Annotated in this window: 24 protein-coding genes; 6 read left to right on the forward strand and 18 right to left on the reverse strand. The window is 71.0% G+C overall.

Going from position 1 to position 25335, the window contains the following annotated elements; genetic code table 11:
* Positions 1–67 precede the first annotated feature (67 nt).
* A complete protein-coding gene (locus G4D85_RS12215; RefSeq protein WP_164011358.1) occupies positions 68–1552 on the reverse strand; it encodes an MFS transporter in 1485 nt (494 codons plus the stop codon).
* Positions 1553–1728: 176 nt separating this feature from the next.
* On the opposite strand from G4D85_RS12215, the gene G4D85_RS12220 reads away from it, so the two are divergent.
* Together G4D85_RS12220 and G4D85_RS12225 are read left to right on the forward strand one after the other, a co-directional pair.
* Positions 1729–2019, forward strand: a complete 291-nt coding sequence (locus G4D85_RS12220; protein ID WP_164011360.1) for a UBP-type zinc finger domain-containing protein — start codon at positions 1729–1731, stop codon at positions 2017–2019.
* A gap of 147 nt (positions 2020–2166) precedes the next feature.
* Positions 2167–3021 carry an SDR family oxidoreductase gene (locus G4D85_RS12225; protein WP_164011362.1) on the forward strand — a complete coding sequence of 285 codons (855 nt, stop codon included), beginning with the start codon at positions 2167–2169 and terminating at the stop codon, positions 3019–3021.
* Between the two features lie 18 nt (positions 3022–3039).
* Here G4D85_RS12225 and G4D85_RS12230 read toward each other — a convergent pair whose 3' ends face one another.
* The 5 genes from G4D85_RS12230 to G4D85_RS12250 form a co-directional block, all read right to left on the reverse strand.
* Complete coding sequence (locus G4D85_RS12230) at positions 3040–3462, reverse strand: type II secretion system protein GspG (RefSeq protein WP_164011364.1); 423 nt, start codon at positions 3460–3462, stop codon at positions 3040–3042.
* Positions 3463–3664: 202 nt separating this feature from the next.
* Entirely contained in the window at positions 3665–4582 is a 918-nt protein-coding gene (locus tag G4D85_RS12235) for a S1C family serine protease (protein WP_164011366.1), read from the reverse strand.
* Between the two features lie 16 nt (positions 4583–4598).
* A complete protein-coding gene (locus tag G4D85_RS12240; protein ID WP_164011368.1) occupies positions 4599–5495 on the reverse strand; it encodes a S1C family serine protease in 897 nt (298 codons plus the stop codon).
* Positions 5496–5644: 149 nt separating this feature from the next.
* Positions 5645–6574 (reverse strand): HNH endonuclease, encoded by a 930-nt coding sequence (locus G4D85_RS12245; protein WP_164011371.1) that lies wholly within the window; start codon positions 6572–6574, stop codon positions 5645–5647.
* 102 nt (positions 6575–6676) lie between these two features.
* Positions 6677–8107, reverse strand: a complete 1431-nt coding sequence (locus G4D85_RS12250) for a tetratricopeptide repeat protein (RefSeq protein WP_164011373.1) — start codon at positions 8105–8107, stop codon at positions 6677–6679.
* 164 nt (positions 8108–8271) lie between these two features.
* Here G4D85_RS12250 and G4D85_RS12255 point away from each other — a divergent pair, with 164 nt between their 5' ends.
* A complete protein-coding gene (locus tag G4D85_RS12255; protein ID WP_164011375.1) occupies positions 8272–8811 on the forward strand; it encodes a pyridoxamine 5'-phosphate oxidase family protein in 540 nt (179 codons plus the stop codon).
* A gap of 15 nt (positions 8812–8826) precedes the next feature.
* Here the strand turns inward: G4D85_RS12255 and G4D85_RS12260 are convergent, their stop codons facing one another.
* From G4D85_RS12260 to G4D85_RS12270, 3 genes are read right to left on the reverse strand one after another with little or no spacing between them, the layout of a single operon-like run.
* Entirely contained in the window at positions 8827–9699 is an 873-nt protein-coding gene (locus tag G4D85_RS12260; protein WP_164011377.1) for an ROK family protein, read from the reverse strand.
* Positions 9696–10889: a glycosyltransferase gene (locus G4D85_RS12265; RefSeq protein WP_164011379.1), complete on the reverse strand. Its 1194-nt coding sequence runs from the start codon at positions 10887–10889 to the stop codon at positions 9696–9698. Before G4D85_RS12265 ends, G4D85_RS12260 begins: the two co-directional genes overlap by 4 nt.
* Complete coding sequence (locus G4D85_RS12270) at positions 10874–12250, reverse strand: asparagine synthase-related protein (RefSeq protein WP_164011381.1); 1377 nt, start codon at positions 12248–12250, stop codon at positions 10874–10876. The genes G4D85_RS12265 and G4D85_RS12270 overlap by 16 nt, the downstream gene beginning before the upstream one ends.
* 53 nt (positions 12251–12303) lie before the next feature.
* Here G4D85_RS12270 and G4D85_RS12275 point away from each other — a divergent pair, with 53 nt between their 5' ends.
* Together G4D85_RS12275 and G4D85_RS12280 are read left to right on the forward strand one after the other, a co-directional pair.
* Positions 12304–13092 (forward strand): radical SAM protein, encoded by a 789-nt coding sequence (locus G4D85_RS12275; protein WP_164011383.1) that lies wholly within the window; start codon positions 12304–12306, stop codon positions 13090–13092.
* 213 nt (positions 13093–13305) lie between these two features.
* Complete coding sequence (locus tag G4D85_RS12280) at positions 13306–13617, forward strand: hypothetical protein (protein WP_164011385.1); 312 nt, start codon at positions 13306–13308, stop codon at positions 13615–13617.
* Positions 13618–13627: 10 nt separating this feature from the next.
* Here G4D85_RS12280 and G4D85_RS12285 read toward each other — a convergent pair whose 3' ends face one another.
* From G4D85_RS12285 to G4D85_RS12315, 7 genes are all read right to left on the reverse strand, one after another.
* A complete protein-coding gene (locus G4D85_RS12285; protein WP_420821703.1) occupies positions 13628–15796 on the reverse strand; it encodes a sensor histidine kinase in 2169 nt (722 codons plus the stop codon).
* A gap of 155 nt (positions 15797–15951) precedes the next feature.
* The gene (locus G4D85_RS12290) at positions 15952–17280 is read right to left on the reverse strand and encodes a phenylacetate--CoA ligase family protein (protein WP_164011388.1); all 1329 of its coding nucleotides are present in this window, start codon (positions 17278–17280) and stop codon (positions 15952–15954) included.
* The gene (locus G4D85_RS12295) at positions 17268–17831 is read right to left on the reverse strand and encodes a hypothetical protein (RefSeq protein WP_164011390.1); all 564 of its coding nucleotides are present in this window, start codon (positions 17829–17831) and stop codon (positions 17268–17270) included. The genes G4D85_RS12290 and G4D85_RS12295 overlap by 13 nt, the downstream gene beginning before the upstream one ends.
* On the reverse strand, positions 17831–19495 hold the full coding sequence (locus tag G4D85_RS12300) for a hypothetical protein (protein WP_164011392.1): 1665 nt from the start codon (positions 19493–19495) through the stop codon (positions 17831–17833). The genes G4D85_RS12295 and G4D85_RS12300 overlap by 1 nt, the downstream gene beginning before the upstream one ends.
* On the reverse strand, positions 19492–20322 hold the full coding sequence (locus G4D85_RS12305; RefSeq protein ID WP_205525521.1) for a hypothetical protein: 831 nt from the start codon (positions 20320–20322) through the stop codon (positions 19492–19494). Before G4D85_RS12305 ends, G4D85_RS12300 begins: the two co-directional genes overlap by 4 nt.
* Positions 20319–21854, reverse strand: a complete 1536-nt coding sequence (locus G4D85_RS12310) for an AAA family ATPase (RefSeq protein ID WP_164011394.1) — start codon at positions 21852–21854, stop codon at positions 20319–20321. Before G4D85_RS12310 ends, G4D85_RS12305 begins: the two co-directional genes overlap by 4 nt.
* Positions 21855–21900: 46 nt before the next feature.
* Positions 21901–22548, reverse strand: coding sequence for a LuxR C-terminal-related transcriptional regulator (locus G4D85_RS12315; RefSeq protein ID WP_164011396.1), 648 nt, complete (start codon positions 22546–22548; stop codon positions 21901–21903).
* A gap of 184 nt (positions 22549–22732) precedes the next feature.
* Between G4D85_RS12315 and G4D85_RS12320 the strand changes: the two genes are divergently transcribed.
* On the forward strand, positions 22733–23893 hold the full coding sequence (locus tag G4D85_RS12320; protein WP_164011398.1) for a S41 family peptidase: 1161 nt from the start codon (positions 22733–22735) through the stop codon (positions 23891–23893).
* A 1-nt stretch (position 23894) separates the two neighbouring features.
* Here G4D85_RS12320 and G4D85_RS12325 read toward each other — a convergent pair whose 3' ends face one another.
* Entirely contained in the window at positions 23895–24263 is a 369-nt protein-coding gene (locus tag G4D85_RS12325; protein ID WP_164011400.1) for a hypothetical protein, read from the reverse strand.
* Positions 24264–24312: 49 nt separating this feature from the next.
* Positions 24313–25335 (reverse strand): SH3 domain-containing protein, encoded by a 1023-nt coding sequence (locus tag G4D85_RS12330; protein ID WP_164011403.1) that lies wholly within the window; start codon positions 25333–25335, stop codon positions 24313–24315.

A 25335-nucleotide genomic window follows, 5' to 3' on the forward strand; every position in this document is an offset into this window, starting at 1 on the left:
GACCGTGCCGTGCCATGCGCTCCAGCTCCCGGCTCGACGGTGTGCTCACGGCCCGGCGGGTGCCGTCCTATGCGTGTTGCTCCCGAGGCAGTGCTTTCGGCTGTGGCTTCCCTGCTGACGTGCGCGGCTTCGTAGGGCCTTTCTCGGCGCGTCCGGCCTCGCGGGGAATGGTGAGCAGCGCGCACAGGGCGCCGAGGAAGCACAGCCCCGCGGACACCCAGAGCGCGCGCCGCGTGCCCGCGAGAAAGTCCGCGCCGGAGTCCCCGGCCAGTCCTCCCAGCAGCGGCAGCAACGCCACCGCGAGCAGGCCGGCGATGCGGGCCACCGCGTTGTTCACCCCGGAGGCGATGCCCGCGTGCCGGTCCTCGACCGCGCCGAGCACCACCGCGGTGAGCGGGCCCACGGTGAGCGCCAGTCCCAGGCCCAGCACGATGACTCCGGGCAGCACCGTGCTCACGTAGCCCCCGCCCTCTCGCAGGCGCGTGAGGAGCGCGAGCCCCACGCCCGCCAGCACCGGCCCCACCGTCATCAGCGGACGCGCGCCGAGGCGTCCGGCGAGTCGGCCCACCATGGGTGACAGCGCGAGCAGCAGCAGGGTGATGGGCAGGAGCGCCGCCCCGGCGGCGAGCGCGGAGTACCCGAGCTCCTGCTGCAGCGCGAGCACGACGAGGAAGATGGCTCCGCCCAGCGCGAAGTACACCGCGAGCGTGGTGAGGTTCGCGCCGGAGAAGGTGCGCGAGCGGAACAGCGCGAGCGGCAGCATGGGGTGACGTCCCCGGGCCTCCAGGAAGAGGAAGGCCACGAGCAGCGCGGTGCCGCCCACGGCCGCGAGGATGGCGGAGGGGTTCCACCCATGGGCGGGGCCCTCGATGAGCGCATAGATGACGCCGCCGAGCCCGAGCGCCGCCGTCACCGAGCCGGCGAGGTCCAGCTTCCGAGCATCCCCCGTCGGTGCGTCGTCCGGCACATGGCGAAGCGTCACCCACGCGGCGAGCGCGGCCACGGGCACGTTGAGGAAGAAGACGAGGCGCCAGGAGCCGGCATCCACCAGCCAGCCGCCGAGCAGTGGACCCACGGCGGTGGTGACGCCAGACAGCCCCGCCCAGGCGGACACGGCGCGCTGGCGGTCCTCCTCGGGAAAGGACGTGCGCAGCAGGGCGAGGCTGGCGGGCACCAGCAGCGCGGCGCCCATGCCCTGCGCGGCGCGGAACAAGGCGAGCGTCCAGATGCCCGGCGCCAGGCCACACAGCACGGAGGTGGCCGCGAAGCCCACCAGCCCGAGCAGGAAGACGCGGCGCTGTCCCCACACGTCTCCCAGCGCGCCCCCCGTCAGCACCCAGGCGCCGAGCGTGAGGAGGTACGCGTCCACCGCCCACTGGAGGCCGGACAGGCCCGTCCCCAGCTCACGGCCGATGGCCGGCAGGGCTACGTTGACGGCGGTGCCGTCGAGGAAGGCCATGCCGCTGCCGAGGATGCTGGCGAGCAGCACGCCCCGGCCACGCGGGCTGGCATAGGCCACTGAGGACGGAGGCGCGGGGGTAGCGGGGGGCATGTGACGGAAGCGTGGGGATGAACGCTCCGGCTCGCCATGGCCACCGTCGCGAGGCCGTGGCTCCGGGAGCACTCGCGGGAGCACGGGCCCGGCTGCTCGGCCCCCGTGTCCGGATGAAGCCCGCGGCTGGCGTGCGTAGCGTGTGGAGAAGGCTCTTGTCTTCGTGGAGGTGGACCATGGCCGAGACCTGCGACCACGTGGAGATGGCGGGGAACCCGGAGGCCCGGACGAACGGCTGCGAGGAGTGTCTCAAGATGGGGGATGAGTGGGTGCACCTGCGGCGCTGCCTGTCGTGCGGCCACGTGGGGTGCTGTGACTCGTCCAAGAACAAGCACGCGACGAAGCACTTCCACCAGACGCAGCATCCCGTCATCCAGTCCTTCCAGCCGGGTGAAGCCTGGGTGTGGTGCTTCGTGGACGAGCTCTTCCTGGAGAACAGGCCCGCCCACCACGGGACACATCCGTAGTCGCCCGCGGTGGATGGAAAGGGCCCTCGCGAGGTGAGGCCCGGCACGCGGTGATGGAAGGACGACACCACCCAGGCACCGGGGGGCATTGCCGCGTCTGAGGCGACGCCGTTAGCTGGCGCGCTCAACCCTCACGAGGAGGCAGGCATGGCAGGCACGATTCTGGTGACCGGCGCGACAGGCACCATCGGTGGCGAGGTCACCCGGCAGCTCATCGCGGCGGGGGTCCGGCCGCGCCTCCTGGTGAGAGACCCGGCGAAGGCTCGCGAGTTCGAGGGCAAGGCGGACATCGTGAAGGGCGACCTGGGCGACCCCGCGTCACTGGAACGCGCGATGAAGGGTGTGGAGAAGTTGTTCCTCGTCGGGTCCGGCGTGGATGGGCAGGTGCTGGAAGCGAAGGCCGTCGACGCCGCGAAGAAGGCGGGCGTGCGGCACGTGGTGAAGCTGTCCGTGCTCGGCGCGGAGGAGGAGGCCATCACCTTCGCCCGCTGGCACCGGCCCGTGGAGAAGCAGGTGGAGGCGTCCGGCCTGGCGTGGACGCACCTGCGGCCCATCAACTTCATGAGCAACATGCTCGGCAACATCGGCAGCATCAAGGGCCAGGGGGCCTTCTACGAGCCCACGGGCGAGGGGAAGACGTCCGTCATCGACCCGGCGGACGTCGGCGCGGTCGCGGTGAAGGTCCTCACCGAGCCGGGCCACGAGGGCAAGGCGTACACCCTGACCGGACCCGAGGCGCTGTCCGGCGCGGAGCAGGCCGCCGCGCTCACGAAGGTGCTGGGGCGCGAGGTGAAGTGCGTGGACGTGCCGCCCGACGCCGCGAAGCAGGCCATGGCCGGCAGCGGGATGCCGCCGGTCTACGTGGACGCGCTGCTGGACCTGCTCGCGGCCATGAAGGCGGGCAGGACGGCCCGGGTGACGGACACCGTTCCGAAGCTGCTGGGCCGCAAGGCGGGCACCTTCGAGGACTGGGCACGGAGGCACGCCGCCGCGTTCAAGTGACGCGGAGCGGAGGCCCGCTCACGGGGGCTGGAGCTTGAACCGGCGCACGAGGTCCGCGTCACTCCCGTCTCCGCCGGGTTTGCCATCGGCGCCGAGGCTCGACACCTCGGCATGTCCGTCCTCCGCGACTGAGAAGATGTAGGGGGCTTCCCACGGGTCCACCGGCAGGACTTCCAGGACGCCCGCGTCCACGAGCGCCCCGAGCCCTTCTTCGCTGCCCGGAAGCCGGCCCTTCTGGCGGCCGTAGAGCTTGCAGGCCAGTTCGATGTTGCGGAGGTCCAGGTCGGCACGGTCCCGCCTCGACCCGCTCTCCCAATAGATGTGGAGCATCGGGACTCCCACCAACACCAGGCTGACGAGGCCAGCGGCGATGAGGAGGAGTACCTTGGCGGCTTCCCGGAGGGCGCGGCTCAGGGAACGTCTGGGCGGGGCGTCATGCATGGCGGACCTTCGCCGCGTCATTCAAGCTGCGTGCCCATGATGCGGCGGCTCGGAGCGCTCCGGGACTCCTGACGGGAGTCCGACAGGGTGACAATGCCAGGGGCCGGGGCCAGGTCATCCTGACGCGGATGACTCGTGCTCCCCGGTGACGGTGGCTCCCGCCCGGCTCGAGGCTCGGGGGCTGGAGCCACCGTTCCTTTGCTCACGCGGCCATGGACTCGGCACGAGGGCGGGTGCGCGCGGAGAGCTTCTTGCGGCCCCCGCCCTTGCGAAGGATGTCCAGCGACACCTCTTCGTCCGTCGCCAGGGCCATCAGACGCTGGAGGTCGTCCACACTGCTCACCGTCTTGCGGTTGATGGCCAGCAGCAGGTCGTCCACCTGGAGCCCGGCATCGTGGGCCGGAGTGCCGTCCTGCACCTTGAGCACCTTCACCGCGCGAGGCTGGCCCGTGTCCTGTGCCAGCCGCGTGTCCAGGTTCACCGCCGTGGCGGCGATGCCCAGGAAGCGCCGCTCCACCTTGCCGCGCTGGATGAGCAGGCTGGCCACCCACGCCGCCGTGGCCGCGCCCACCGCGAAGCCGATGCCCTGCGCGTACGGCAGCACCAGCGTGTTGAGCCCCACCACCTGCCCGCGCGTGTTGATGAGCGGCCCTCCCGAGTTGCCCGGGTTGATGGCGGCGTCCGTCTGGAGCATGCCCTCCAGCACGACACCGTTGGGCAGCGTGAGGCTGCGGTTGATGGCGCTCACCACACCCATCGACACGGACTGTTCCAGCCGGAACGGGTTGCCAATGGCCATGACGAGCTGGCCAACGCGCACGGACTGGGGCTCGGCCAGGGGCAGGGTGGGGAAGTCCGTGCCCTCGGCGCGGACCACCGCGAGGTCCGTGGGGGCGTCTCCGCCCACGAGTGTGGCGCGGAGCTCCTCGCCGTTGGAGAGCTGCACGGTGAGCCCGCGCGGGTTGCGCATCACCACGTGGCGGTTGGTGAGGACGTAGCCGTCCGGCGTGAGGAAGAGCCCGGTGCCGTGGCCTCGCGAGTGCTCCACGCCCACCACCGCGGGCGAGGCGCGCGCCACGAGGGACTCCAGGTCATCGGAGAACTGTTGCAGGAGTTTCATCGTGTCGTCCTCTCACTCAGGAGCGCTTGCCGACGGTGAGGGGCACCTCGCGCAGCTCACCCGCGCGCAGGACGCGGGCCTGCACGGTGGTGCCCACCTTCTCGTCACCCAGGTAGCCGAGCAGGTCCTCCACGCGGTGCAGCGACTGGCCGCCCAGGCTCACCAGCACGTCCCCGAGCAGCAGCCCGGCCTTGTGCGCGGGGCCGTCCGGGTCCACGGAGAGGAAGACGAGGCCCGCCTCGCTGCCCGCGCGCTCCACCAGGTGCTGGGGGATACGCACGGGGTACGCCCCCACGCCGAGGTAGCCGCGGCGGACGCCGCCGTGCTCCTTCAGCGCGCCCGTCACCCGGGTGAGCGTGTCACCGGGAATGACGACGGCGGCGGTGCGGGAGAAGGCGGCGGTGAGCAGGCCGACGAGGCGGCCCTGCGTGTCCACGAGCGCGCCACCGGAGAAGCCGGGCGGGAGGTCGGCGTCAGTCTCGAGGTAGCGGTCCACGCGGCCCCCGGCGTGGGTGCGCCAGCCCTCGCCATGGGTGCTGACCATGCCGAGCGTGGCGCGGGCGGTGCGCCCTGGACGGGCCACGGTGACGACGAGGTGGCCGACCTTCACCTCGTCGAGCGGAGCCGGAGGAAGCGGGGTGAGGTTGGAGGCGTCGGCCTTGAGGAGGGCGAGGTCGGTGCTGGCGTCACGGCCGATGAGCTCGGCGGAGACGGTGCGACCGTCGGCGAGGCCCACCTGGATGTGGCCCTCGTGCTCGACGGCGTGGCTGGTGGTGACGATGTGGCCCTCGGCGCTCCAGACGATGCCGGTGGCGCCGCGGCGACGACGGGCCTCGACGCGGACGATGCTGGGGGCGACGCGCTCGACGACGGAGGCGAGGGACTGGGAGAGGGAGTGGAGGTCGGAGGACATGGCGATTCCTTTCGAGGCAGAAGGTAAAGGCCTCGAAGTGGCGCCACATCGGCGGACCGGGCAGGGCCCGGGGCTACCCGTTCGGGTAGGTCGGCTGTCCGTTTGGGGGAGGGGGCTGGTGGTTCGGGTGGGGCGCGGCCGAAGCTGCGTCAGCCCGCCTTGCGGAAGCGCTCGTAGCGCTCTTCCAGGTAGTCACCGCGAGGCCGCAACGCCTTGGCCCCCGGCAGCATTCCGAGCGGCTTGCCCGCGAAGCCCTTGAGGCCGTGCTCCAGCGTGGGGCCGTCGTGCTCGTCGAGCAGGCTCTGGGCAATCTCGATGATGCCGTCCGGCCGGATGCCCAGCAGGTCTGCGTCGAACGCACCGTGGTGGAGCTTGCACAGTGACAGTCCGTTGGGCACCTCCGGTCGGCCTCGCACGTCGCGGTCCGGGAGGATGTGCGCCGCGTCCAGCAGTTCCGTGCGCGGGAAGCGGCACACGGCGCAGCGCTGCTCATACGCGCGCAGCACGTGCTGCCGGAAGGCCACCTGATGCAGCCGCTTCTTCACCTGCACCGTCGCGTAGCGGCGCTCCAGGTTCAGCATCTTCGGGTCCGCCGCGAACCGGCCCGGCTCCCGCACTCGCGCTTCCGGTGCGGCCGATACCACTGTGAAGGACAGCGCGGCCGGGTCTACCTCGGAGATGTAGACGGGCCAGATGGGACGGTAGGCGCCGGGCTCGATGCCGTAGAAGTAGATGAGCGGCGCATCCAGCTCCATGGCTCGGACGAGCCGTCGGTTGTCCCGGCCCGCCACGTCCGTTCCCTGGAACTTGTAGAGGAAGCCCTCGTCCGAGTGCAGGTCGTCATACCGCGCTTCGCGCCCCTGGCGCGGCACCGTGGTCTTGATGGACAGCGCCGTCTCGCGCATCAGCCGTGGCCAGAAGATGCCGCGGGCCCGGTTGGCGAAATGGAGTGTCTCGCCCTGGTACGAGAAGCCCTCGTCGATGAGCTCCCAGGGGAGGACTTCACCGTACTGATGGACCCGTCGCTGCAAGGCGTCGAACGCAGCGACACGGATGGGCCAATCGGGGTCCTGGTGCATGGGCAACCCGCGCCGCGTCAGGGCGGCGCTGGGAGGTGACCAGGCTACCAGGTCAGGCGGAATTCACTGCAATCGCTTGCCGTACCGCGAAGTGAGCCTGGTTCAGTGCCTGTCCGCCACGAGTCCTCTCCGGAGCTGTTCGAGCTGGAAGTCCGCCAGGTCGTACGTCGGGTGGTGGAAGGCGTGGGTGGCGATGGCGGCCTCGAAGTGGCGCTTGGCGTCTCTCGCGCTCGGTGAGCCCTCGTGTCCTGGCTGGCGCCCCGCTCGCGCGGCCTCGCCCAGGTAGTAGTGCACCTGGATGCGGCGGATGCGCTCCGTGTGCGAGTCCTCGTCCTTCGTCGCAGCCCACAGTGACTGCTCGTCCAGCTCGCCCGTGAGATAGCGCGCCACCGGCAGCGGCCAGTCCGCCGAGGCGTGCGACGCCGTGAAGGCCTTCAGCTCCGCCACCCGTGCGGCTCCCGGCACGGTGAGGTAACGCAGCAGCCAGGCCATGGTGTCGTCGGGGTTCTTCTCCACCAGCCGGTCCATCACCCTGCTCGCCAGCTCCGCGCCGCTGTACGTCGCCGCCACCGCCGCCACATACATCCTCGCGGCCGCCGGGTTCCTTCCCTCATCCACCAGCGACTGCAACAGCACCATCGGCTGCACCGTGTCTCCCATCGCCAGGTACGCACGGGCGAGCACCAGCCGGGACTCGACGTCTTCGGGCATGCGCTTGACGATGGGAGTCAGCAATTCCACCGCGGCTTGCGGCTTCCCGTGCAGGAGGAAGCCTCGCGCGAGGCCCACGCTGTAGAAGGCCTCCTTGGCGTTGGTGCTTGGCGTCGCGTCGTGGTTCGCTCGCCAGGCGGCCACGTCCGCCAGCGCGCCCCGGTAGCCCTTCTCCGTCAGGGCTCCGTCGCGCGTGAGGCGCCCCAGCATGCCCCAGCGCCGCTCGATGATGTCCTTGTTCCACTCCACCCAGTCCTTTGGGCGCTTCGACACCAGCGCCTCCAGCGTCGCGCGCACGTTCACCGGCTGGTTGCGCATCATCATCGGCAGCAGGGACTCCTGGAGCAGCGCCTGCGCGAGGCGCAGTGCGTCCAGCTCGAGCAGCTCGCCAGTCTTTGCGTCTCCCAGCGTGTACTCCATGGGCCAGAAGCTCGACGGCGCTCCCACCGTCGACTCGAAGCTGCTCAGCTTCACGGTGAGCTTGCCGTTCTCCTGTGACACCTCTCCCCAGACCAGGGCGTTCACCTTCGCCTCGGCCGTGCGCACCCGAGCCTCATCGACGCTGGCGGGCGCCGCCACGGTGGGGTGCACCACGTCCATGGGCACGTTGCGAAGGAGCTCCTGGAGCGAAGCGAGGAGTCGCGCTTCCTGGGCCTTCGCCTCAGTGGCGGCTTCCGGGGTCACCGGACGCAGCGGGAGCAGGCCCACGACATAGCGGGGCTCGGTGGCGGGAGCGGTATCGGGCTCGGGGGCTGGCGTCTGGGGCGCGGTGCAGGCGCAGGCGAGGCTCGCGATGAGGACGAGGCAGGGGAGGGGGCGCATGCGCGAAGCATGAGCAAGAGGCAGGCCGACTGGCCAGCCGGCCTGGCGAGCGGTGCTCCCGTCTCTCGCCCCATGGCTCTCATCGCGTCGGGGGATTCCTACTTTCTCCTCCACCATCCCAAATCCGAAAAAGTCCTTCCCGAATCCGAACGCGAGGTGAGCCCATGGAACAGACACGCGAGAACACGACGAAGCCGGCGCAGGGCGCCGCTCCAGGTGACCGCCAGGAGTTCGAGACGCTGCTGAAGGACTACGACGTGGCGCTCCTCACCACGCGCGGCGCCGACGGGCACTTCCACACGCGGCCCATGGCCCTGTCCAAGAAGAGCAAGTCGGGCTCCGAAATCTGGTTCGCCACCTGGGTGGACACCCAGAAGGTGCAGGACCTGGAGACGGACCCGCACTGCTCGCTCGCCTTCCATTCGACCGAGAACAGCTCCACGTACCTCTCCGTGTCGGGCACCGTGGAAATCATCCGTGACCGGAACGTCATCCACGCCTTGTGGGAGGCGGACTGGAAGCCGTGGTTCCCCAAGGGACCGGATGAGGGCGACATCGCCCTGTTGCGCTTCGTCCCCGAGCATGCCGAGTACGTCCACCCCGTCGGTGGCAAGCTCAAGGTCCTCTTCAGCACCGCCAAGGCCCTGGTGACGAAGCAGCGCCCCGAGCCCGCGCAGAAGAAGGAGCTGGACCTGCATCACTGACGCGCGGAGGCCTGGTCAGTCGCGCACGAGCAGCGCGCCCCCCGGGCCGAACCCGAGCGTGAGGCACAGCACGCGCCTCCGGTCCGCGAGCCGCGCATCCCTTCGCGCGGCCTCCGCGGCCAGCTCCGCGTCGTTGAGCACCAGCACCGTGCCGCCGCTGCCCGGGCCCGTGAGCCCGGCGGCGTGGAGCAGGTCCGTCACCAGGGGGGCGTGCCCCTCCCAGCCGTAGGTGCAGCCTCCGGGAATGAGCGTTCCGTCCAGGGGGCAGGGCAGCGCGAGGCACAGCGCGTCTGAACGGCTGCTCCCTTCCTGCTCCATGAAGGTCCGCAGGGCCCCGGCGATGAAGCGCACCGCCGCGGGCACGTGGTGTCCGTCCTCCGGGCGCGGCATGCCGATGAGGCGGAGCGGCAGCGCGGTGGTGTCCCGCTCGAAGAGCTTCACGGCCCCGGGACTCGCGCACTTGATGCTGGTCTGCCCCACGTCGAATGCCACGGGACTCGTAGGCTGGAGTGGCTCCAACAGCCGCAGGCCCGCGCGCACCGGGGCGAAGCGCGGGTCCTCCCCGACGTACACGGGGCACGAGAGCACGGAGGCGGCCTGCTCCATCAGGGACTCGAAGCCTTCGAGACAGGCCAGTCCACCGCTGAGCCACACCGCGTCCACGTCGTGCCGGGGCAGCAGCTCCGCCAGGGCTCCCGCGAGCACGGGGAGCAGGTGGAAGGCGAGCATGGACTCGGGGATTCCCGCGCGTCGGTCCGCCTCCACCCGCTCGGCGCCGAGCAGCTCCCACAGCTCGTGTCCGAGCACCGGGAGGTTCCATACCTCCAACGGAGTCACACCCTCGGGCACGTAGCGCCGGGCATCCCAGCCTTGCGGGCTCCGGCTCATGCCGCGAGCCCGGCGATGTGCTCGGCGGCTTCTTTCGCTCCGTCGTGCGCCTGGTAGGAATCGGTGATGGCTGCCACCTTCTGGCGCAGCGGCGTGCCCGGCTCCAGGAGCTTGCGGAGCGCGGTGCGGCAGTCCTCCACCGTGAGCGTGCGCGGCTCCAGCACGAGCCCCGCGCCCGCCTTCGTGAGGAAGTGCGCCTGGATGGGCTGGTCGTTGCACACGGGCAACAGCAGCATCGGCACGCCCGCCGTCATCGCCTCCATCACCGAGTTCGCTCCTCCGTGTGAGACGAACGCCGCAGCCCGCGTCAGGAGCTGCCGCTGCGGCACGTACGGCACCGCGACCACGTCCCCGGGCAGCGCGCGAGAGTAGTCCGTGTCGGCCAGTTCTCCCGCGCTGAGCACCACCGTGACACCCAGCGGGGCGGCGGCCTCGGTGATGGTGCGGAACAGCTCGGGCTGCCAGGAAATCTGGCTGCCGAAGGACACGTAGACCACGGGCTTCGTGCCCAGGCGCTCCCAGGGGAAGTCCACCTCGTCTCCTCGCTCGGTGAGCGGCGCCGACGGCCCGACGAGGTGCGTGGCCGGCGGCAGCCCAGCGTCGGGACCCAGGAACGCCTCGGTGGCGAAGATGATGTTGAGGCGCGGCGAGAGGCACTCGCAGTTGCGGAAGCTCGCGTCGAGGCCGTGACGGGCGAACAGGGCCTGTCGCTCCAGAGCCAGCGCGCGCACGTTGCGGCGCAGGCCGTAGTCGCTCATCGGCTCCAGCAGCGAGAGGGCCGAGGACACGCCCGCCCAGGGGATGCGCGCCTCGTGCGCGGCGAGCACGGCGGCGTACTGCATGCCGTCCAGCGCCATGAGGTCCGGGCGGAAGTCGCGCACCACCTGCCGCACCGGTTCGAGCAGCGCCGGCACCGCGTCGATGAGCAGGCCGCGAATCCACTTCCCCAGCGCCGCCTCGTCGAGGACGAGGCGCGCCAGGGCCTCGCCGCTCGTCTCGATAGTGGGGGCAGGGGCCTCGGGCCGGGGCAGGTGGAGGACCTCCACGCCGAGCCGGGCGAGCTGGGGCGCGGGCTCGGGGATGCACAGCCAGCCCACGGTGTGCCCCAGCCGGCGCAGCCACTGGGCCACGCCAATCATCGGGTTGAGGTGGCCCTTCTCGGGCGAGGTGGCAATCAGGATTCGGGACATGGCGGGCGGGAGCGGCAGCGCGCGTGCAGCATGGCGAGGGAGACGAGCCGCATCAACAGCCGGTCCATCCCACTGGCCTCGGGAGCGTCGGGGGGTAGACGGGTGTAGCGGTCCAGCAGTGCGAGCACGGCGGTGGGGTTGATGACCTCCAGGGGCTCCAGTCGCGAGGGCGAGAGCCAGGCGCGGTAGAGCTCCAGCCAGCGGTCGCGCACGGGGCTGGATAGCGCGGTGTGCGCGTAGCGCGGCGTCTTGCGCGCGAGACGGACCTCGTCGGGGACGAGCGCGCGCACGGCGTGACGGAAGAGCCACTTGCCGGCACCGTCGCGCACGAGCACGGACCTGGGAAGCGCCAGCGCCAGGTTCGCGAAGCCCGGGTCGAGATAGGGCGTGTACACGGTGAGGCCGTGGGCCCGTGCGCCTCGGAGCTCGGGCGGAAGGACAAGCTCCCGTAGGACCCAGGCCGCGTAGCGAAGCTCCTCGGAGCGGCCCTCATCGGGACTGAGCGCCCAGGGCGCGTCCTCCGTCGCACGCGTCCCCAAGTTGCCCACAGTGGACGACGGTGATGCCTTGCTTGCCGCGCGCCGGTGCTCCACGGCGGGCTCCCGTGTGCCGTTGCCCGCGTCCTGGTTGGCGACCTGGGACGTACGCAGCACTTCGTGGGCGAGGCGCCTGTCTTCCTCCACTCGGGCCCGTGCTCCGGCGAGCGCTTCCGGGTTGCCCAGGAGCACTTCATCCGCGCCAGCGCCACTCAGCATCACCGAGGCCCCGTGTCGGCGGGCCTCCGCATAGAAGGCGAAGCTCGCCACGGCCCGGGCATTGATGAGCGGAGTCTCGTTGCTGAGGACCGCTGCCTCGAACAAGTCTGGGAGCACGGCGTCGGGAACAGGCACGTCGACCAGCTCCACACCGGCCACGCGCGCCATCGTCCTCGCGTTGTGCCGTTCCACGGCGTCGGCGAAGTGGACATCCATGGTCCACGCGCGCACCTGCCCGGTTGCCTCGTGCGCAGCGAGGGCGCACAGCGCGGCACTGTCCACGCCGCCACTGAGGCTCACATCACGTGCCCCGGATGCGACGTAGGCGCCCACGGTGCCAGCAAGCGCGGAGAGGAGCCGCTCCGCGAGCCGGTCCTCCTCCGCCCCACGCATCACCTGAGGCAGCGTCACCAACACCCGGTCCACGTCCCTGAACAGGCTCTCCCTCGGGAGCAGCGCATGCCGCAGGAGCGCGGCCACGGCCCACGGCGCCAGCCCCCCCGGGTCGAGCCACCACACCGAGGCCTCGGTGCGCTCCGGTGAAGCCGCGTCCCGAGGCTGGTAGTGGGGCAGGGTGGCGAGCGGGCCGCCAGGAGCAGGGGACACGCGGTGACTGTGACAAGCGCGGGGGGCTCGGGCAACCCCGCTATAGTCCGCCCGTGCGCTACGAGCTCCACGACGGCCGCATCCTCACCTGGTCCCTGGAGTCGCACGTCACCACGCACTGCAACCTGCGCTGCGTGCAGTGCTGCCCGCTCTCGCCCCACCTGCCCACGTGGGCGGTGGCTCCCACCGCCCTCGAAGCGGACCTGCGCAGCCTGGCTCGCGTCCTCCACCCCAACATCTTCAAGCTCACCGGCGGCGAGCCCTTCCTCCATCCCGACCTGCCCGCCGTCCTCGACGCCGTGCGCGCCTCCGGCATCTCCGAGCAGGTCTCCATCACCACCAACGGCTTCCTCGCCCAGAGCGCCCCCGATGCCGTCTACGAGCGGTTGGACCGGATGACCCTGTCCGTCTACTCCTCCGCGCCGCTCCCGGAGCGCTCCATCACCCGCATCACCGAGCGCTGCGAGCAGCACGGCGTCCACCTCTCGGTGAAGTCCATCGACGCCTTCCAGCAGCTCACCCCCGACACGCCCCACATCTCCGACGCCACCGTGCGCGCCGTGTACGAGCGCTGCTGGCTCAAGGTCCGCTGCCACCTGGTCCACGCCGGCCGCTTCTACGCGTGCACCCGCCCACCCCACGTGGCCACCGTGCTCGGCTCCCGGTACCCGGAGATGCCCGCGCTGGGGGACGTGGACGGCGTGCCCCTCGACACGCCGGACCTGCTGGAGCGGATGCTCGGCTACCTCGAGAACGACACGCCGCTGGCCACCTGCCGCTACTGCCTGGGCGCCAGCGGCGAGTGGCAGCCCCACGCACAGCTCCCGCGCGCTCGCGTCTGAGGGGCAGCGCCGGGAGTCTCGTGCCCGCTCGGCGCGTGGGACCCGGGTCCAGCTTCGTCAGCGTGGCCTTGCTGGGACTCCGCGCGTCCGTGACGGTGCCGTGAGACACGCCGCCGCGGAAGGGCTCTTTCGCCTGGCGGAACGCGCACACCCGGTGGGGGCGACCCGTGCTCCCGGAGTGTGTAGTCGGGCGAAGCCTTGTAGAATGGCCCCATGCTCCGAGCCCGCTTCGTGTTGCCGCTGCTGTCCGTCCTGGCGTTGGGGGGCTGTGGTGATGACGAGCCGTCGTGCATCGACCAGGCTTCCGAGTTCGCGTTCGTCCCCAACCCCGACCCCGGAGGCTTCTCCGGCTGCATCGCGACGCAGACCTGCAACGGAGGCGACGTCTCCGTGTACAGCTGCTTCCCGCCCGCCGGCGAACACGTGGGCTATGCCCTCTACGTCCGTGTGGAGGACATGAAGCCCATTGGCTTCGTCACCCTCGAGGACTCGTGCCTTCCCGACCTGTTGGCCGGCTGCGAGTGAAGACCGGACGCTAGCGCGGGCCCGTGCCAGCCACGGCCGGGCCGGGGTCCGCTGGCAGCTCCACCGTGAAGGTGGAGCCCCGGCCCGGCTCGCTCTCCACGCGCACCGTTCCGCCCAGGGCCTCCACCAGCGTGCGGGTGATGTAGAGGCCCAGCCCCAGGCCCCCGTAGTGGCGCTCCGACACGGCGCGCTCGAAGCGGCCGAAGATGCGCGGCAGGTACTCCGGCTCGATGCCGATGCCCTCGTCCCGCACCGTCAGCCGGGCACCGCTCCCGGTCGATTCCAGGCGCACCTGGATGGGCCTGCCCCCGCCGTACTTCACGGCGTTGTCGACGAGGTTGGTGACGACCTGCTCCAGCCGCAGACGGTCCCACCGGCCGGTGAGGCCCGCCTCGACGCCTGTGAAGTGGAGCGTGGCGCCGGTCCGGGCCGCGTGTGGCTCGTACCGCGCCAGCACCTCGCGCACGAGCGGGCCCAGGTCCACGTCCTCCAGCTCCAGCGAGAGCCGGCCCGAGGTGATGCGCGACACGTCCAGCAGGTCGCCCACCAGCTCCGCCAGCTTCTGCACCTGGCGCGTGCCCACCTCCACGTAGCTTTCCACCGCACGCCGGGGAATGGCCTCGGGGTGGCGGGTCAGCTCCCTCGCGAGTGCCTGCAGCTTCAGGCTCAGCGGAGTGAGCGGCGTCTTCAGCTCGTGGCTGGCGATGGATAGGAACTCGTCGCGCAGGCGGATGGCCTCCTGGGCCTCGCGATAGAGGCGCGCATTCTCCATGGAGAGCGCCGCCCGGTGCGCCAGCTCGCGGCCGAAGGACAGGTCCGCCTGCGTGTAGCGCCGGCCGGAGTAGGAGGTGAAGAAGGTGAGCACTCCCAGCATCCGTTCCCGCGCCACCAGCGGCACCGCGATGAGCGAGACAATGCCGGCGGCCAGCATCACCCGGGCATGCTCCTCGTTGTGCGCGCTCTCGCGGATGCGCTCGGGAGGGAAGTCCTCGACGAGGAGGGGCTCCCCGCGCAGGAGGGCCTCCGTGGGGGGATGGTGGCGGTTGCCCTCGGGCAGGAGCTGGAAGCGCTGAACTTCTTTCGCCAGGGCGGCGTCCTCCGGGCGCGCGTGGGCCACCTCCATCCGCCGGAACCTCCCGTCCGGCCCCGCCAGGTCGACGAGGCACCAGTCCGCGAGCGTGGGCACCACCAGCCTCGCCGCGTTGCTCAGGGTGGCCTCGTAGTCCAGGGACGCGGCCAGCACGGCGCTGGACTCGGCGAGCACGCGCGCCCGGGCCTCGGTCTGCCGCAGCTCGGTGGCCAGGGCCTCGGCCCGCTGGCGGGCCCGCACCAGGTCCGTCACGTCGAAGCCGAAGCCCGCGAGGCCCTCGATGCGGCCCTCTTCGTCCCGCGTGGGCTGGTAGATGAGGTTGAGGAAGGTCTCCCGCGTCTCGCCGTCGGCCTGGGTGAACTTCACCGGCAGCGCATGGCCGATGAAGGGCTCTCCGGTGGCGTAGACGGAGTCCATCATGGCGATGAGGCCCTGCTCGTCCGCCTCCGCCACCGACTCGCGGATGGCCCTGCCAACGATGGCCCGGTGGCCCACCAGCGCATCGTTCATGGTGTTGGAGAAGGTGTAGACGTGGTCCGGGCCGCGCGTGAAGACGATGTGCGCCGGTGCGTCCATGAAGATGGCGTGGAGCCGGGCCCGCTCCGTCTCCGCCGCGCTCCGGGCCCTGCGCTCCCGCTCCAGCAGTGCCGCGCGCTCCAGGTTGGCCCGCCGGAGCCTCACGTTCAGCTTCGTCATCAGCACCGACACGAGGGTGTAGAGGCCGAGCGCGAGCGTGTTTCCCATCGAGAGCCGGAAGGAGTGGTGCGGCGGCAGGAACAGCCAGGTCGTCGCGACGAGGGACAGCCCCACGGTGGTGAGGCCCGGCCCCCAGCCGCCCCACCAGCCAGAGAGCATGACGGCGGCGAAGAAGAGGACGAACGGGCTGGCTGCGATGTACGGCCACAAGAACCGCTGGAGGGCCAGCGCCACCAGGAAGGACAGGACCGCCACGGCATAGCGGCCCGGGGCCGAGGCCAGCAGGCGCCGCGCCGGGCTCTCGGACTGGACGGCGGTCTCGGAGAGGTCAGCCGCCTGGGAGGGGGCGCTGACGGACGCAGGCCCTGGCCGGGGATGCGAGTCGGGGGACACGGGGGCGGGCTTCCTCACGGACCGGAGTCGGACAAGATGTGAGTGGACCCCGAGGCAGGGAGGCGTGTTCCCAGGGGACTTTCCCTGCCCTAGCACGCTCGCTGCCAGGGCGAACGGCTTCGCGCCAGACGTGTTGAGTGGCGTGCGGAGAGCCTTCAGCCCGGAAGCGGAGCCGCTCGGAAGGGCTGGGGCTTGGTGCCGGTGACGAGTGACGCGGGCTCCAGATGACGTACCTCCAACCGGGGCTCCGTCCATCCCAGGTTGCGGAGCGCCGCGGTGAGGCGCTCGCACAGCGGGCCGACGTCCGCCGCGTCCGCGCCGGCCAGCTCCAACGTGAAGCGCGAGCGCTCCACCTGGGTCAGCCGGAAGGCGCGCAGCGCGTGGTGCTTGAACACCCACGCCAGCGACCAGGCATCCACCGAGCGGCCCGCGGGCGTGAGGAAGTGACACGCGCCGCGCCCGCCGAAGTCCTCCAGCGTCCAGCCGTGGAAGCCGCACGCGCAAGCGTCCCGCCGCACCGTGCCCGCGTCTCCCGGGAGGTAGCGCAGCAGCGGCAGCACACCAGGCCGCAGCCGCGTCACCACCACCTCGTCCCGCCCGGGCTCCAGCCACACGTCCGGGGCGAAGACGTGGAAGCGGCCGGGCGCATCGTCCCGCAGACACTCCCAGGCGAGCGGGCCCGTCTCCGTCGTGGCGTAGTAGTTGAGGACGGGCGCGGGCACCGTGCGCGCCAGCGTCGCGCGCAGGCCCGCCGGCAGGTGCTGCGCGGAGGTGAGCACCAGCCGGGGCGTGGGCACGTCACGCTGCTCCGCCAGCCAGCGCAGCCCCTCCGGGTCGGAGAAGAGGACCGCGGGGCGCACGCGGCACAGGCGCTCGCGCGCGTCGCCGCGCAGGACGGAGAGGCGGTGCAGCGCGCCGTCATGGAAGATGGGCAGCCGCACCGAGTACTCCAGCCCGCCCGGCAGCGCGTCCAGCAGCACCACCCGGGGGCGCGGCGGCAGCACCGCGCCCGCGCGCGCCACCAGGAAGCGGAGCACCGCCCACATGTGCAGGCAGTCCCGCCTGTCCCGCACCACGCGCACCGGGTCGCCCGTGGAGCCGGAGCTCTTCACCACCACGCACTCGGCGCTCTCGGCGGGCAGCGTGGGCACCGCGTCCCAGTGCCGCGCCAGCGTCGTGCGCTCCAGGGCGGGGAAGTGGCCCAGGTCCTCCAGCCGCTGGAGGTCCCCCGGGTGGAGCCCCGCCTCCTGGAGTCGCCGGACATAATAAGGAGAGGCCAGCAGCGCGCCGCGCAGCCCTTCCAGGCGGGCGTCGAGCACAGCGCGGGCCTCGGCCTCGTCCGCGAGAGAGGCGAGGGCCGCCAGGCCGTCCGCGATGGAGTCGGCCCAGGGGATGTGGGGGCGCTGGGTCTCCGTGTCCCGGCGGATGTGGGCCCGGGGAGCGACTCGCAGGTCGGCGGAAAGGGCTGCTGTCACTCGCGCCATCCGCGGGCTTCCGCCTCCCGCTGCTGCGCCTCGCGGAGCAGCTGCTCGCGGCGCTCCGCCTCCTGCTTGCGCGCTGTCTCCGCCCGCTTCAGCTGCTCCTGTGCCTTGCGGTAGTCGAGCTGGTCCAGGCGCTTCGCGGACTCCTTCGCGGACTCGTTCAGCACCTGTCCGTCCAGCACGTCCACCCACCGGCGCAGGAACTCCTCCTGCCGGAAGCCGTTGGAGCGCACCATCTCCGCCGTCAGCGGGGCGATGTACTCGAAGAAGCGCTGGAGGATGCGGAGGGGCTCCGCGTCCTTCCGCAGCGCCTTCGCCGAGTCGTCCCGCAGCGCGGACCCGGCCAGCAGGTGGGCGAGCATGACCACCTGCTCCCGCCAGAGTGGGGAGTTGGCGCGGTCCTCCAGGGTCGTCCAGTCCTGCCGCGAGGGCGGGCGCACGTTCGCCAGCCGGAAGGTGTCGCAGATGATGGCCACGGCCAGCTCATGTGAGAACGGCGAGACGATGGGCGCCGCCGCGAGCTGCTTCCGAAGGGTCTGGATGTCGAAGAGCATCAGTTCTCCAGCAGGGCCCGGGACAGGGCGACGGCCGCGGGGCCGAAGTCCGAGAGCCACGTCACCACCACGAGACGGAAGCGCCGCTCCGCCAGCGCGGGGGCCAGCACCTGGCGCGCCTGGTGCTCATCCGGCAGCAACAGGAACGCCACCAGCGCGCGAGAGCGCCGCGTCGCCTCCACCAGCCGCCTCATGTTGCCGCCCCCGGACACGTTCGACAGGAAGTCACTGTCGGAGATGATGACCCGCATCGCGTCCGGCCGCTCGCGTGACAGGGACTCGAGCAGGTCGAACGGGTAGCGCGTTCCCCCGCCGATGTGGCCGAGCAGGAAGTCACTCGCCGTGTCCTCGTCGTACATCCACGGTGACACGCTGGGGTTGCCGTCCGAGTAGATGACACCCTTGACCGTCGCCTTCTTCCGGATGGCCGAGGCGGACAGCACCTGCGCCGCCAGCGTCATGTTGTTGAACTGGACCTGCGGGTTGGGCATGGAGCCGCTGGTGTCCAGGTAGATTTCGACGGAGGGCACCCCCAGCTCCGAGGGCGGGGGCAGGTCCGCCTCCAGCTCGCGGCGCAGCGGCGACACGGCCGCGAGGTGGCCCTGGGACAGCACCGTCAACGTCCAGTCGATGGAGGACGGGTCGTCGCCGTACTCCCACGCCTCGGGAGTGGTGCGCAGGTACGGCTCCGGCTTCGACGGCGCGGAGGGGAGCTTCAGCACGTGCTGGTTCACCAGCCGCCGGTAGTGCTTGCCCACCAGCGCCCGCCGGAGCTTCCCGCCCCCACTGCCGGGCAGGTGGTGGGTGACGCGGTGGATGGTGGACAGCACGTCCGGCGTCTCTCCCGCGGAACTGCCTTCTCCTCCGAGCCAGCCGCGCTCCTTCGCCTCCTCCAGCGCGTCGTCCCAGCGCCCGGAGCCGTGGATGGCCGCGTCCAGGTCGTCCTCGTCCGGCAGGGACACGTCCCCGCCCAGGGGCAGGCTGAACGTCGTCTCCTCGGGGCTGTCGATGTAGCGGATGAAGGTGGCGCAGAAGTAGAGGAACTGGAGGCGCGGGGAGGGCAGCGCGTAGAAGGTCTGCGCGAACATGCGCGCCTCGGCGCGGAGGCCGGGGAAGCGCGCCTCCATGGGCGCTTCCTGGGCCGCGGGCGCCAGCTGCCCCGGGGGCAGGCCCCACAGCTCCTCGTAGATGGCGAGGTAGAAGAAGAAGAGGGGCGACGTGCCCTCGCCCCGGACGCGCTGGAAGCCCCGGTACACCTCGGCCAGCGCCGCCGCGTGCGTGCGGCCCACCACCTCGTTCACCTGCAAGTCGTAGAAGAGGTTGGTGAGAGACTGCTTCAGCCCGGGGATGAGCCGCTGCTCCTGGACTCGCAGCTCCGCGTCCCAGCCCAGCGTGTGGGGGAAGCGCGCGTGGTGGCCAATCTCATGCGCCAGCACCGCGGTGAGGCTGCCGGCCGCGCCCATGTCATGCAACAGCTCGAAGTGGACGAAGACCTGGCGCTTCGCGAGGTCGATGTACGCCAGCGGCTCGTTCGCGTGGTCCGCGTCCGGACGGAAGGGCACGTGCGGCTCGGGCGGGCTGAGCTGCACGCGCACGTCCCACAGGTCCAGCGCGTCGCGCCAGCACAAGGCCACGGTGTCCGGGGTGAAGCGCGGCGGGCTCATGACGGGACGAGCACCACCACGAACTGCGACGTGGGCAGCGTGCCGGCGGCGCGCCAGTCGTTGACGGCCGTGGCGAACCACTCGTCCACGCGAGCGTCATGCCACGTCAGCCACGTGAGGCCTGGCGTCTGCTCGCGGGTGACTTCCGGCGTCTCGCGGCAGCCCATGGCGCCCAGGCGCATGGGCGCGCCGTCCGTCAGCCAGAGGCCCTGCGTGGCAGCCTCCCGCCCGCCGGAGGCCTTCCGGTGCCTGTCGTGCACGCACAGCACCGTGGGCGCCAGGAAGTGCACGGCCCCGGGCAGGAAGCGGCTGTCCTCCGCGGCCAGGTGGACGAAGAAGGGCTGCGTCTTGTTGCCCAGCTTCGTCTTCGGCGGCTCCATGGCCATGGACGCCGTGTCGCGCAGCCGCGCCTCGATGTCGGTGAGCGACGTGAGCTCCGCGCCCACGCGGCAGAAGATGCGCTGCACCCACGGCGGCGCTGACTCCAGATTCTCCCCCAGGTTCCACAGCTGCGCGAGCACTCCGGCGCGCTCGGCCTCCCGCACGTCCGCCAGCATCCGGGGCAGCAGGTCCGACCAGGCGAGGGTGAAGAAGTTCTGCCGGCCGGCGCTCGCCGGGTAGAGGTAGCCCAGGCCGATGGCCTCCGCGCCCAGCTTCAGGTAGCCGCGCAGCAGCTCCTCGGACTTCGCCGGGGCTCCGCGCGACGCGGCCAGCGCCTGTCCCAGCTTCGCCACCGGGCCCTCGAGCAGCTCGCGCCACAGCGCCGAGTCCCAGCGGACGAAGCGCCCGCGGGCGTTCGCCTCCAGCTCGTCGATGAAGCCGCTCATGGCGTACCGCCCGGGTTCTCCTTCAGCCAGGTCGCGTAGTTGCGGTAGCGGCTGTACATGGACTTGAGGTGGATGAGGTCCTCGTAGACGGGGCCGGACAGCTCCTGCTTCGTGAGCAGGTCGTTCATCAGCACCGTGACGGCGGCGATGCGCTTCTCGGTGGTGCGCAGGTCCACGCCGGCCAGGCCCTTGTCCAGCTCGTTGCGCAGCGCGCCCACCTTGCGGCGGATGGGCTCGTGCGTGTTGTAGCGGGCCATGGCCATGTCGAACATGTTGCGAATCCAGGCCACGCGGTCCTGGAGGAGCACGCGGTGGCCCTTCGCCTCGAAGAAGGCGCTGCGTGTGTTGGGCACCAGCTTCTCGTGCAGCACCCAGGGGGCAATCTGCCGGAAGTCCTCCAGCTCCACCGTGGCGTGGCCCCGGAAGAAGGCCATGGCCTTCGCGAAGTGGAGGATGGTCTGGTACGCGCGCACGCTGACGCCGTTCTCCGTCTGCGTGCAGAGGTGCACCTTCTTGTCGAGCGGGCACTGCTCGTTGCACACCGCCGCCACCGTCTGGCCGGCGAGCTTGAGCGTGTCCTTGTGCTTGAACTCGAAGCGCGGCGAGGCCATGCGGCAGAAGTCGAGCTGCCCGAGGAAGAAGGCGATGCGCTCCAGGACTTCGCGCGGGACTTCGACTTCGAGGATGGACGCGTAGGCGCGCTCCAGCTCCACGGGGGTGAAGACGATTTCCTTCGGGAGCAGCTCCTCGGGGGACTTGTCCGCCTCCAGGCGCTGGAGAATCTGGTCCATGAAGCCGGAGTTGAAGGGCACCGCGCGCACGACGACGTCGATGCGGTCCTTGAGGGCCTCGATGACCTGGAAGGTGCCGCCGCCCTGGTCGTCGTTGGCGGTGAGGAACCAGGACGAGCGGCCCGCGTAGACGTACTGGTCCATCATCTCCGCGTAGCCCTCGGCCATGAGGGACAGGAGCGCGGACTGCGTCTTGGTGGGGATGCGGTTGTACTCGTCGATGATTTTGACGCGCTGGCTTATCCACTTGCGCCAGCTGACCTTCACGGCGGAGAGGTCCTCCGCCTTGAGCATGTCCGAGGGCAGGGGCGCGCCGAGCAGGTCGGCGATGGAGAGCTGGGGGTGGCCGCGCTGGATTCCGCGGTGCACCTCGTCGCGGCTCATGCCGGAGAGCAGGGCCATGAGGACGGCGGAGGTGGTCTTCCCGCGCCCGGGGCCGCCGACGAGCAGGGCGCGGCGGCAGGTGAAGAGGGTGAGCAGGGGGATGAGGACGAAGGAGCTGTAGCTGGTGTCCTCGGGGAGGTGGACCTCGTCACCCGCGGAGTTCTTGAGCGAGACGGACTGCCCGAACTCGAGGTCGTAGTAGGGGCAGATGACGGCGTTGTTGGTGATCCACCAGTACGCCTGCCGCATCTTGTCGTGGAGGCTGCCGCCGTCGCGCTCCGAGAGGTGGACGTTCAGCCCCTTGTCCGCGGAGGCACGCCCGGAGAGCAGGCGCGTTACCCAGTCCTGATTGGCCATTCACGGCAGAGCGTATCACCGGGGCGTGGAGGTGGGGCAGGCCGCCTCAGAGCGTGACGAGCCCCATGCGCGCCGCGCGGACCACGGCCTCGGTGCGGCGCTGGACGCCGAGCTTGGCGAGCACCGCGTTGACGTGGAACTTGGCCGTGTGCTCACTGATGGAGAGCCGGTCCGCGATGGCCTTGTTGGACAGGCCCTCCGCCAGCAGGGCGAGCACCTCCCGCTCTCGCGGCGTGAGCGAGTCAGGGCCCGGAGTGCCGCTGGTGGCGGTGGAGGTGCCTCGGGCCGCGGCGCGCACCTCCGCGAGCGCCGGGTCGAACACCGTGAGGCCCCGGGCCACGGCGTGCAAGGCCGCGACCAGGGGCGCCGGGCCTACGTCCCGGAAAAGCAGGCCTCGCGCTCCCGCTGTCAGCGCCACCTCACCGGCGGCCTCGTCCGCTACCAGTGCTAGCACCGGGGCGCCCAGGTCCGGGGCTTCCACTCGCACGTCAGACTCGGGCAGGCGCAGGCCCGTGTCCCACAGCACCACGTCCGGCGCCTCGCCGCTCGTGGACTCCAGCTCCGCCTGCGTGCCGGAGGTCACCATGAGCAGCTCGCCTCCCTGCTCCCCCAGCGCCCGTGAGAGCGCGCCCCGGGCGAGCGGGTCCTCGGCGACCAGGGCGAGGCGAACAGGGGCGGTGGGTGCGTCCAGCACGGTTCTCTTCCTTAACGGGCGCCTGGCGCCGTCGCTCGTGACGGACAGCCCGCGCTGGTAGCCTCCACAGGTCACGGGCTGGGACCTTCGCGTCCATGAAGAAGTTTGAAGGAGGAGACACGGGATGAGCGCTCGGCGCACTGTGTTCGGAATCCGTCGCCAGCGAGGGCCCGTGGTGGGCCTCATGGCCTGCCTCCTCCTCGCCTCCGCCGTCCAGGCCGCCTCCGGGCCCTACACGAAGCCCGGCAACGAGGTCGTGGACCACGTCCGCACCCGCTTCCTCGACCCGAAGAAGGGCGAGGCCTGGGCCGTGAAGCACCGAGGCTACGGCGCCGCCGCCACCAACGCGGAGGACTTCGCCCGGCGCACCAACGAGGCCCTCGCCGAGCTGGGCACTTCGCACACCGTCCTCTACCCACGCGGCTCCGTGGGCCACACCGCCCTCACCGCCATCTTCCAGCAGTTCCTCCGACTCCCCCGCGTCGAGCACTCCAGCCTCGGCGCCGACCTCGTCGAGAGACCCGACGGTATCTTCGTCCGCCACGTCTTCCCCGGAGGCCCCGCCGCCCGCGCCGGACTGCTTCGCGGCGACCGGCTCGTATCCGTCGAAGGGAAGCCGTTCCACCCCGTCACCTCGCTCGACGGCCGTGCCGGCAGGGCCACGCGCCTCTCCATCGAACGCACCCGGGGCGGCGCGCCGCTCACCCTCACCGTCACCCCGCGCAGGGTGAATCCCAAGGTCGAGTGGCTGGAGGTCCAACGCGGCAGCTCGCGCATCGTCGACCACAACGGCCGGCGCGTGGCGTACCAGCACCTCTACTCGTGCGCCGGTTCCGAGCACCAGGACGCACTCGAGGACGCCCTGACGGGGACCTTCGCCAGCGCCGAGGCCCTGGTCATCGACTTCCGCGATGGCTGGGGCGGCTGCAACCCCGAGTTCCTCAACCTCTTCAACCCGCTCGTCCCCCTCTTCACCGACATCAACCGAGAGGGCCGGCGCAACACCCGCTCCACCACGTGGCGCAAGCCGGTGGTGCTGCTCGTCAATGGCAACTCCCGCAGCGGCAAGGAGATGGTTGCCTTCGCAATGAAGCGCCACAAGCGCGCCACCCTGGTGGGCCAGCGCACCGCTGGCTCCGTGCTCGCTGGTGCGCCGCTGCCCCTGTCCAACGGAGACCTGCTCTACCTCGCCGTCATGGACGTGGAGGTGGAGGGTGTGCGCCTCGAAGGCACCGGCGTGCCCGTGGACGTGGAGGTGCCGGATGCACTGCCCTACGCCGCGGGGAAGGACCCGCAGCTCGACAAGGCGCTCGACGTGGCGGCCTCCTCGGTGGGCCGCCGCTGACTCAGCCGCCCCGGACCCGCCATACCCACAGCAGCCCCACGACGAGCAGGACGAGTCCCCCCATCAGCCCCCAGCCGATGACGGAGCAGCCCGCAGGCGTCTTCGACACGATGGGCAGCTTCTGGGTCTTCAGCTCCTCTGTGAGCTCGGCGAGTCGGGCGGCGTCGTAGGCCACCGGCTCACCGGCGCGAAGCTTCCGGCCGATGGCCTCCAGCTCGCCTCCCGGGAGGAACCGGTCCGTGAGGAACAGGCTCTTCGCCTGAAGCTCACGGTCCGTGCCGTGGGCGGCGGGGTCCAACTTGCAGCGGGCGCAGGGTGTGAATGCGCCCACCTTCGACTCGCCACACCGCACGCAGACAGCCAGGGTCATGCCCCCAGCGTACCGCGAACCGGGACGCGGGCGGCATGCCCGCTTCGTGTCACGGTGCCAGGGCGCTCAGGTGCTGCCGGATGTTCGCGATGGAGGTGTTCATGGCCGACCAGCTCGACGCGAACTTGTAGGCCGGGTCCCACGTCTGGGTGCTGCCGTAGCACCAGGACAGCCCCTGGACGATGCACTCGTCGTAGACCACTGCATTCTCGAAGGTGAAACCCACGCCGTGGTTGCGCAGCAGCCACGACTTGCGCAGCGCGGTGTTCGTCGTGTTGACGATGGTGCTGTGCTCGGTGCTGCCCGCCGGGAAGCCCGCCGTGCGCGCGGTGTGGTCCAGAATCTGCGCAATCGTCCAACCCTCGGCCGCGTAGAGCTGCCGCGCGGTGGCCTCCACGTCCGCCAGGGAGACGTAGTTCACCTGCGCTCCCGCGAGGCCCACCTGCCAGGGGCCTCCGTTGTTGTAGCAGGCGTCCAGCGGCCAGATGGCCCGGTCCCCCGTGGACGTGCTGCACAGGGAGAACGACTGCGGATTGGAACTCGGGTTCGGACGATTGGGCCCCAAGTCCCAGATGCCCTCCTTCATCGCCCACCACGAGACGCGGGCCGCCTTGTCCAGCCGCTGTTCCCTCGTCCCCGTCAGCCGGGGCACCGTCTTCGCCGCCACCCAGCGCAGCCACTTCTCCTGGTCCTTGCTGAGCAGGTAGCCATTCACCCGCAACGTCGGAACCTGGTCCCAGTAGTCGCCGTGGGACCAGCCCACCGTGCCGCCCACGTTGAGCCTATAGAAGCCGCCGCTCGCCGACTCGCTGACCACCGTGGCCTGCTCGCCAATGGAGACCAGCCGGATGGCCGTGTTCGACGTGGACGGCCCCGTGCGCAGGTAGACGTTCTCCACCGCCCGCACACGCGAGCCCGCGAGGATTCCGAAGAGCAGCGGCGACTCCGTGCTGCCGAGCTCGTCGGCCACCCCCGGCTCCACCGTGGCCTCCTCCGGGGGCAGGCCCTCACCACAGGCGAGGGTGAACAGCAGGAACGACGACGACAGCAGCGACTTGCGGAACAGGGACAT

Origin of the sequence: Pyxidicoccus trucidator (genome assembly GCF_010894435.1) — a bacterium.
Taxonomy (GTDB): domain Bacteria; phylum Myxococcota; class Myxococcia; order Myxococcales; family Myxococcaceae; genus Myxococcus; species Myxococcus trucidator.

Excerpts from the sequence above, each read along its gene's own strand:
- G4D85_RS12215 (WP_164011358.1), bottom strand. The coding sequence starts at position 1,552 with ATGCCCCCCGCTACCCCCGCGCCTCCGTCCTCAGTGGCCTATGCCAGC.
- G4D85_RS12220 (WP_164011360.1), top strand. The coding sequence starts at position 1,729 with ATGGCCGAGACCTGCGACCACGTGGAGATGGCGGGGAACCCGGAGGCC.
- G4D85_RS12225 (WP_164011362.1), top strand. The coding sequence starts at position 2,167 with ATGGCAGGCACGATTCTGGTGACCGGCGCGACAGGCACCATCGGTGGC.
- G4D85_RS12230 (WP_164011364.1), bottom strand. The coding sequence starts at position 3,462 with ATGCATGACGCCCCGCCCAGACGTTCCCTGAGCCGCGCCCTCCGGGAA.
- G4D85_RS12235 (WP_164011366.1), bottom strand. The coding sequence starts at position 4,582 with ATGAAACTCCTGCAACAGTTCTCCGATGACCTGGAGTCCCTCGTGGCG.
- G4D85_RS12240 (WP_164011368.1), bottom strand. The coding sequence starts at position 5,495 with ATGTCCTCCGACCTCCACTCCCTCTCCCAGTCCCTCGCCTCCGTCGTC.
- G4D85_RS12245 (WP_164011371.1), bottom strand. The coding sequence starts at position 6,574 with ATGCACCAGGACCCCGATTGGCCCATCCGTGTCGCTGCGTTCGACGCC.
- G4D85_RS12250 (WP_164011373.1), bottom strand. The coding sequence starts at position 8,107 with ATGCGCCCCCTCCCCTGCCTCGTCCTCATCGCGAGCCTCGCCTGCGCC.
- G4D85_RS12255 (WP_164011375.1), top strand. The coding sequence starts at position 8,272 with ATGGAACAGACACGCGAGAACACGACGAAGCCGGCGCAGGGCGCCGCT.
- G4D85_RS12260 (WP_164011377.1), bottom strand. The coding sequence starts at position 9,699 with ATGAGCCGGAGCCCGCAAGGCTGGGATGCCCGGCGCTACGTGCCCGAG.
- G4D85_RS12265 (WP_164011379.1), bottom strand. The coding sequence starts at position 10,889 with ATGTCCCGAATCCTGATTGCCACCTCGCCCGAGAAGGGCCACCTCAAC.
- G4D85_RS12280 (WP_164011385.1), top strand. The coding sequence starts at position 13,306 with ATGCTCCGAGCCCGCTTCGTGTTGCCGCTGCTGTCCGTCCTGGCGTTG.
- G4D85_RS12290 (WP_164011388.1), bottom strand. The coding sequence starts at position 17,280 with ATGGCGCGAGTGACAGCAGCCCTTTCCGCCGACCTGCGAGTCGCTCCC.
- G4D85_RS12295 (WP_164011390.1), bottom strand. The coding sequence starts at position 17,831 with ATGCTCTTCGACATCCAGACCCTTCGGAAGCAGCTCGCGGCGGCGCCC.
- G4D85_RS12300 (WP_164011392.1), bottom strand. The coding sequence starts at position 19,495 with ATGAGCCCGCCGCGCTTCACCCCGGACACCGTGGCCTTGTGCTGGCGC.
- G4D85_RS12305 (WP_205525521.1), bottom strand. The coding sequence starts at position 20,322 with ATGAGCGGCTTCATCGACGAGCTGGAGGCGAACGCCCGCGGGCGCTTC.
- G4D85_RS12310 (WP_164011394.1), bottom strand. The coding sequence starts at position 21,854 with ATGGCCAATCAGGACTGGGTAACGCGCCTGCTCTCCGGGCGTGCCTCC.
- G4D85_RS12320 (WP_164011398.1), top strand. The coding sequence starts at position 22,733 with ATGGCCTGCCTCCTCCTCGCCTCCGCCGTCCAGGCCGCCTCCGGGCCC.
- G4D85_RS12325 (WP_164011400.1), bottom strand. The coding sequence starts at position 24,263 with ATGACCCTGGCTGTCTGCGTGCGGTGTGGCGAGTCGAAGGTGGGCGCA.
- G4D85_RS12330 (WP_164011403.1), bottom strand. The coding sequence starts at position 25,335 with ATGTCCCTGTTCCGCAAGTCGCTGCTGTCGTCGTCGTTCCTGCTGTTC.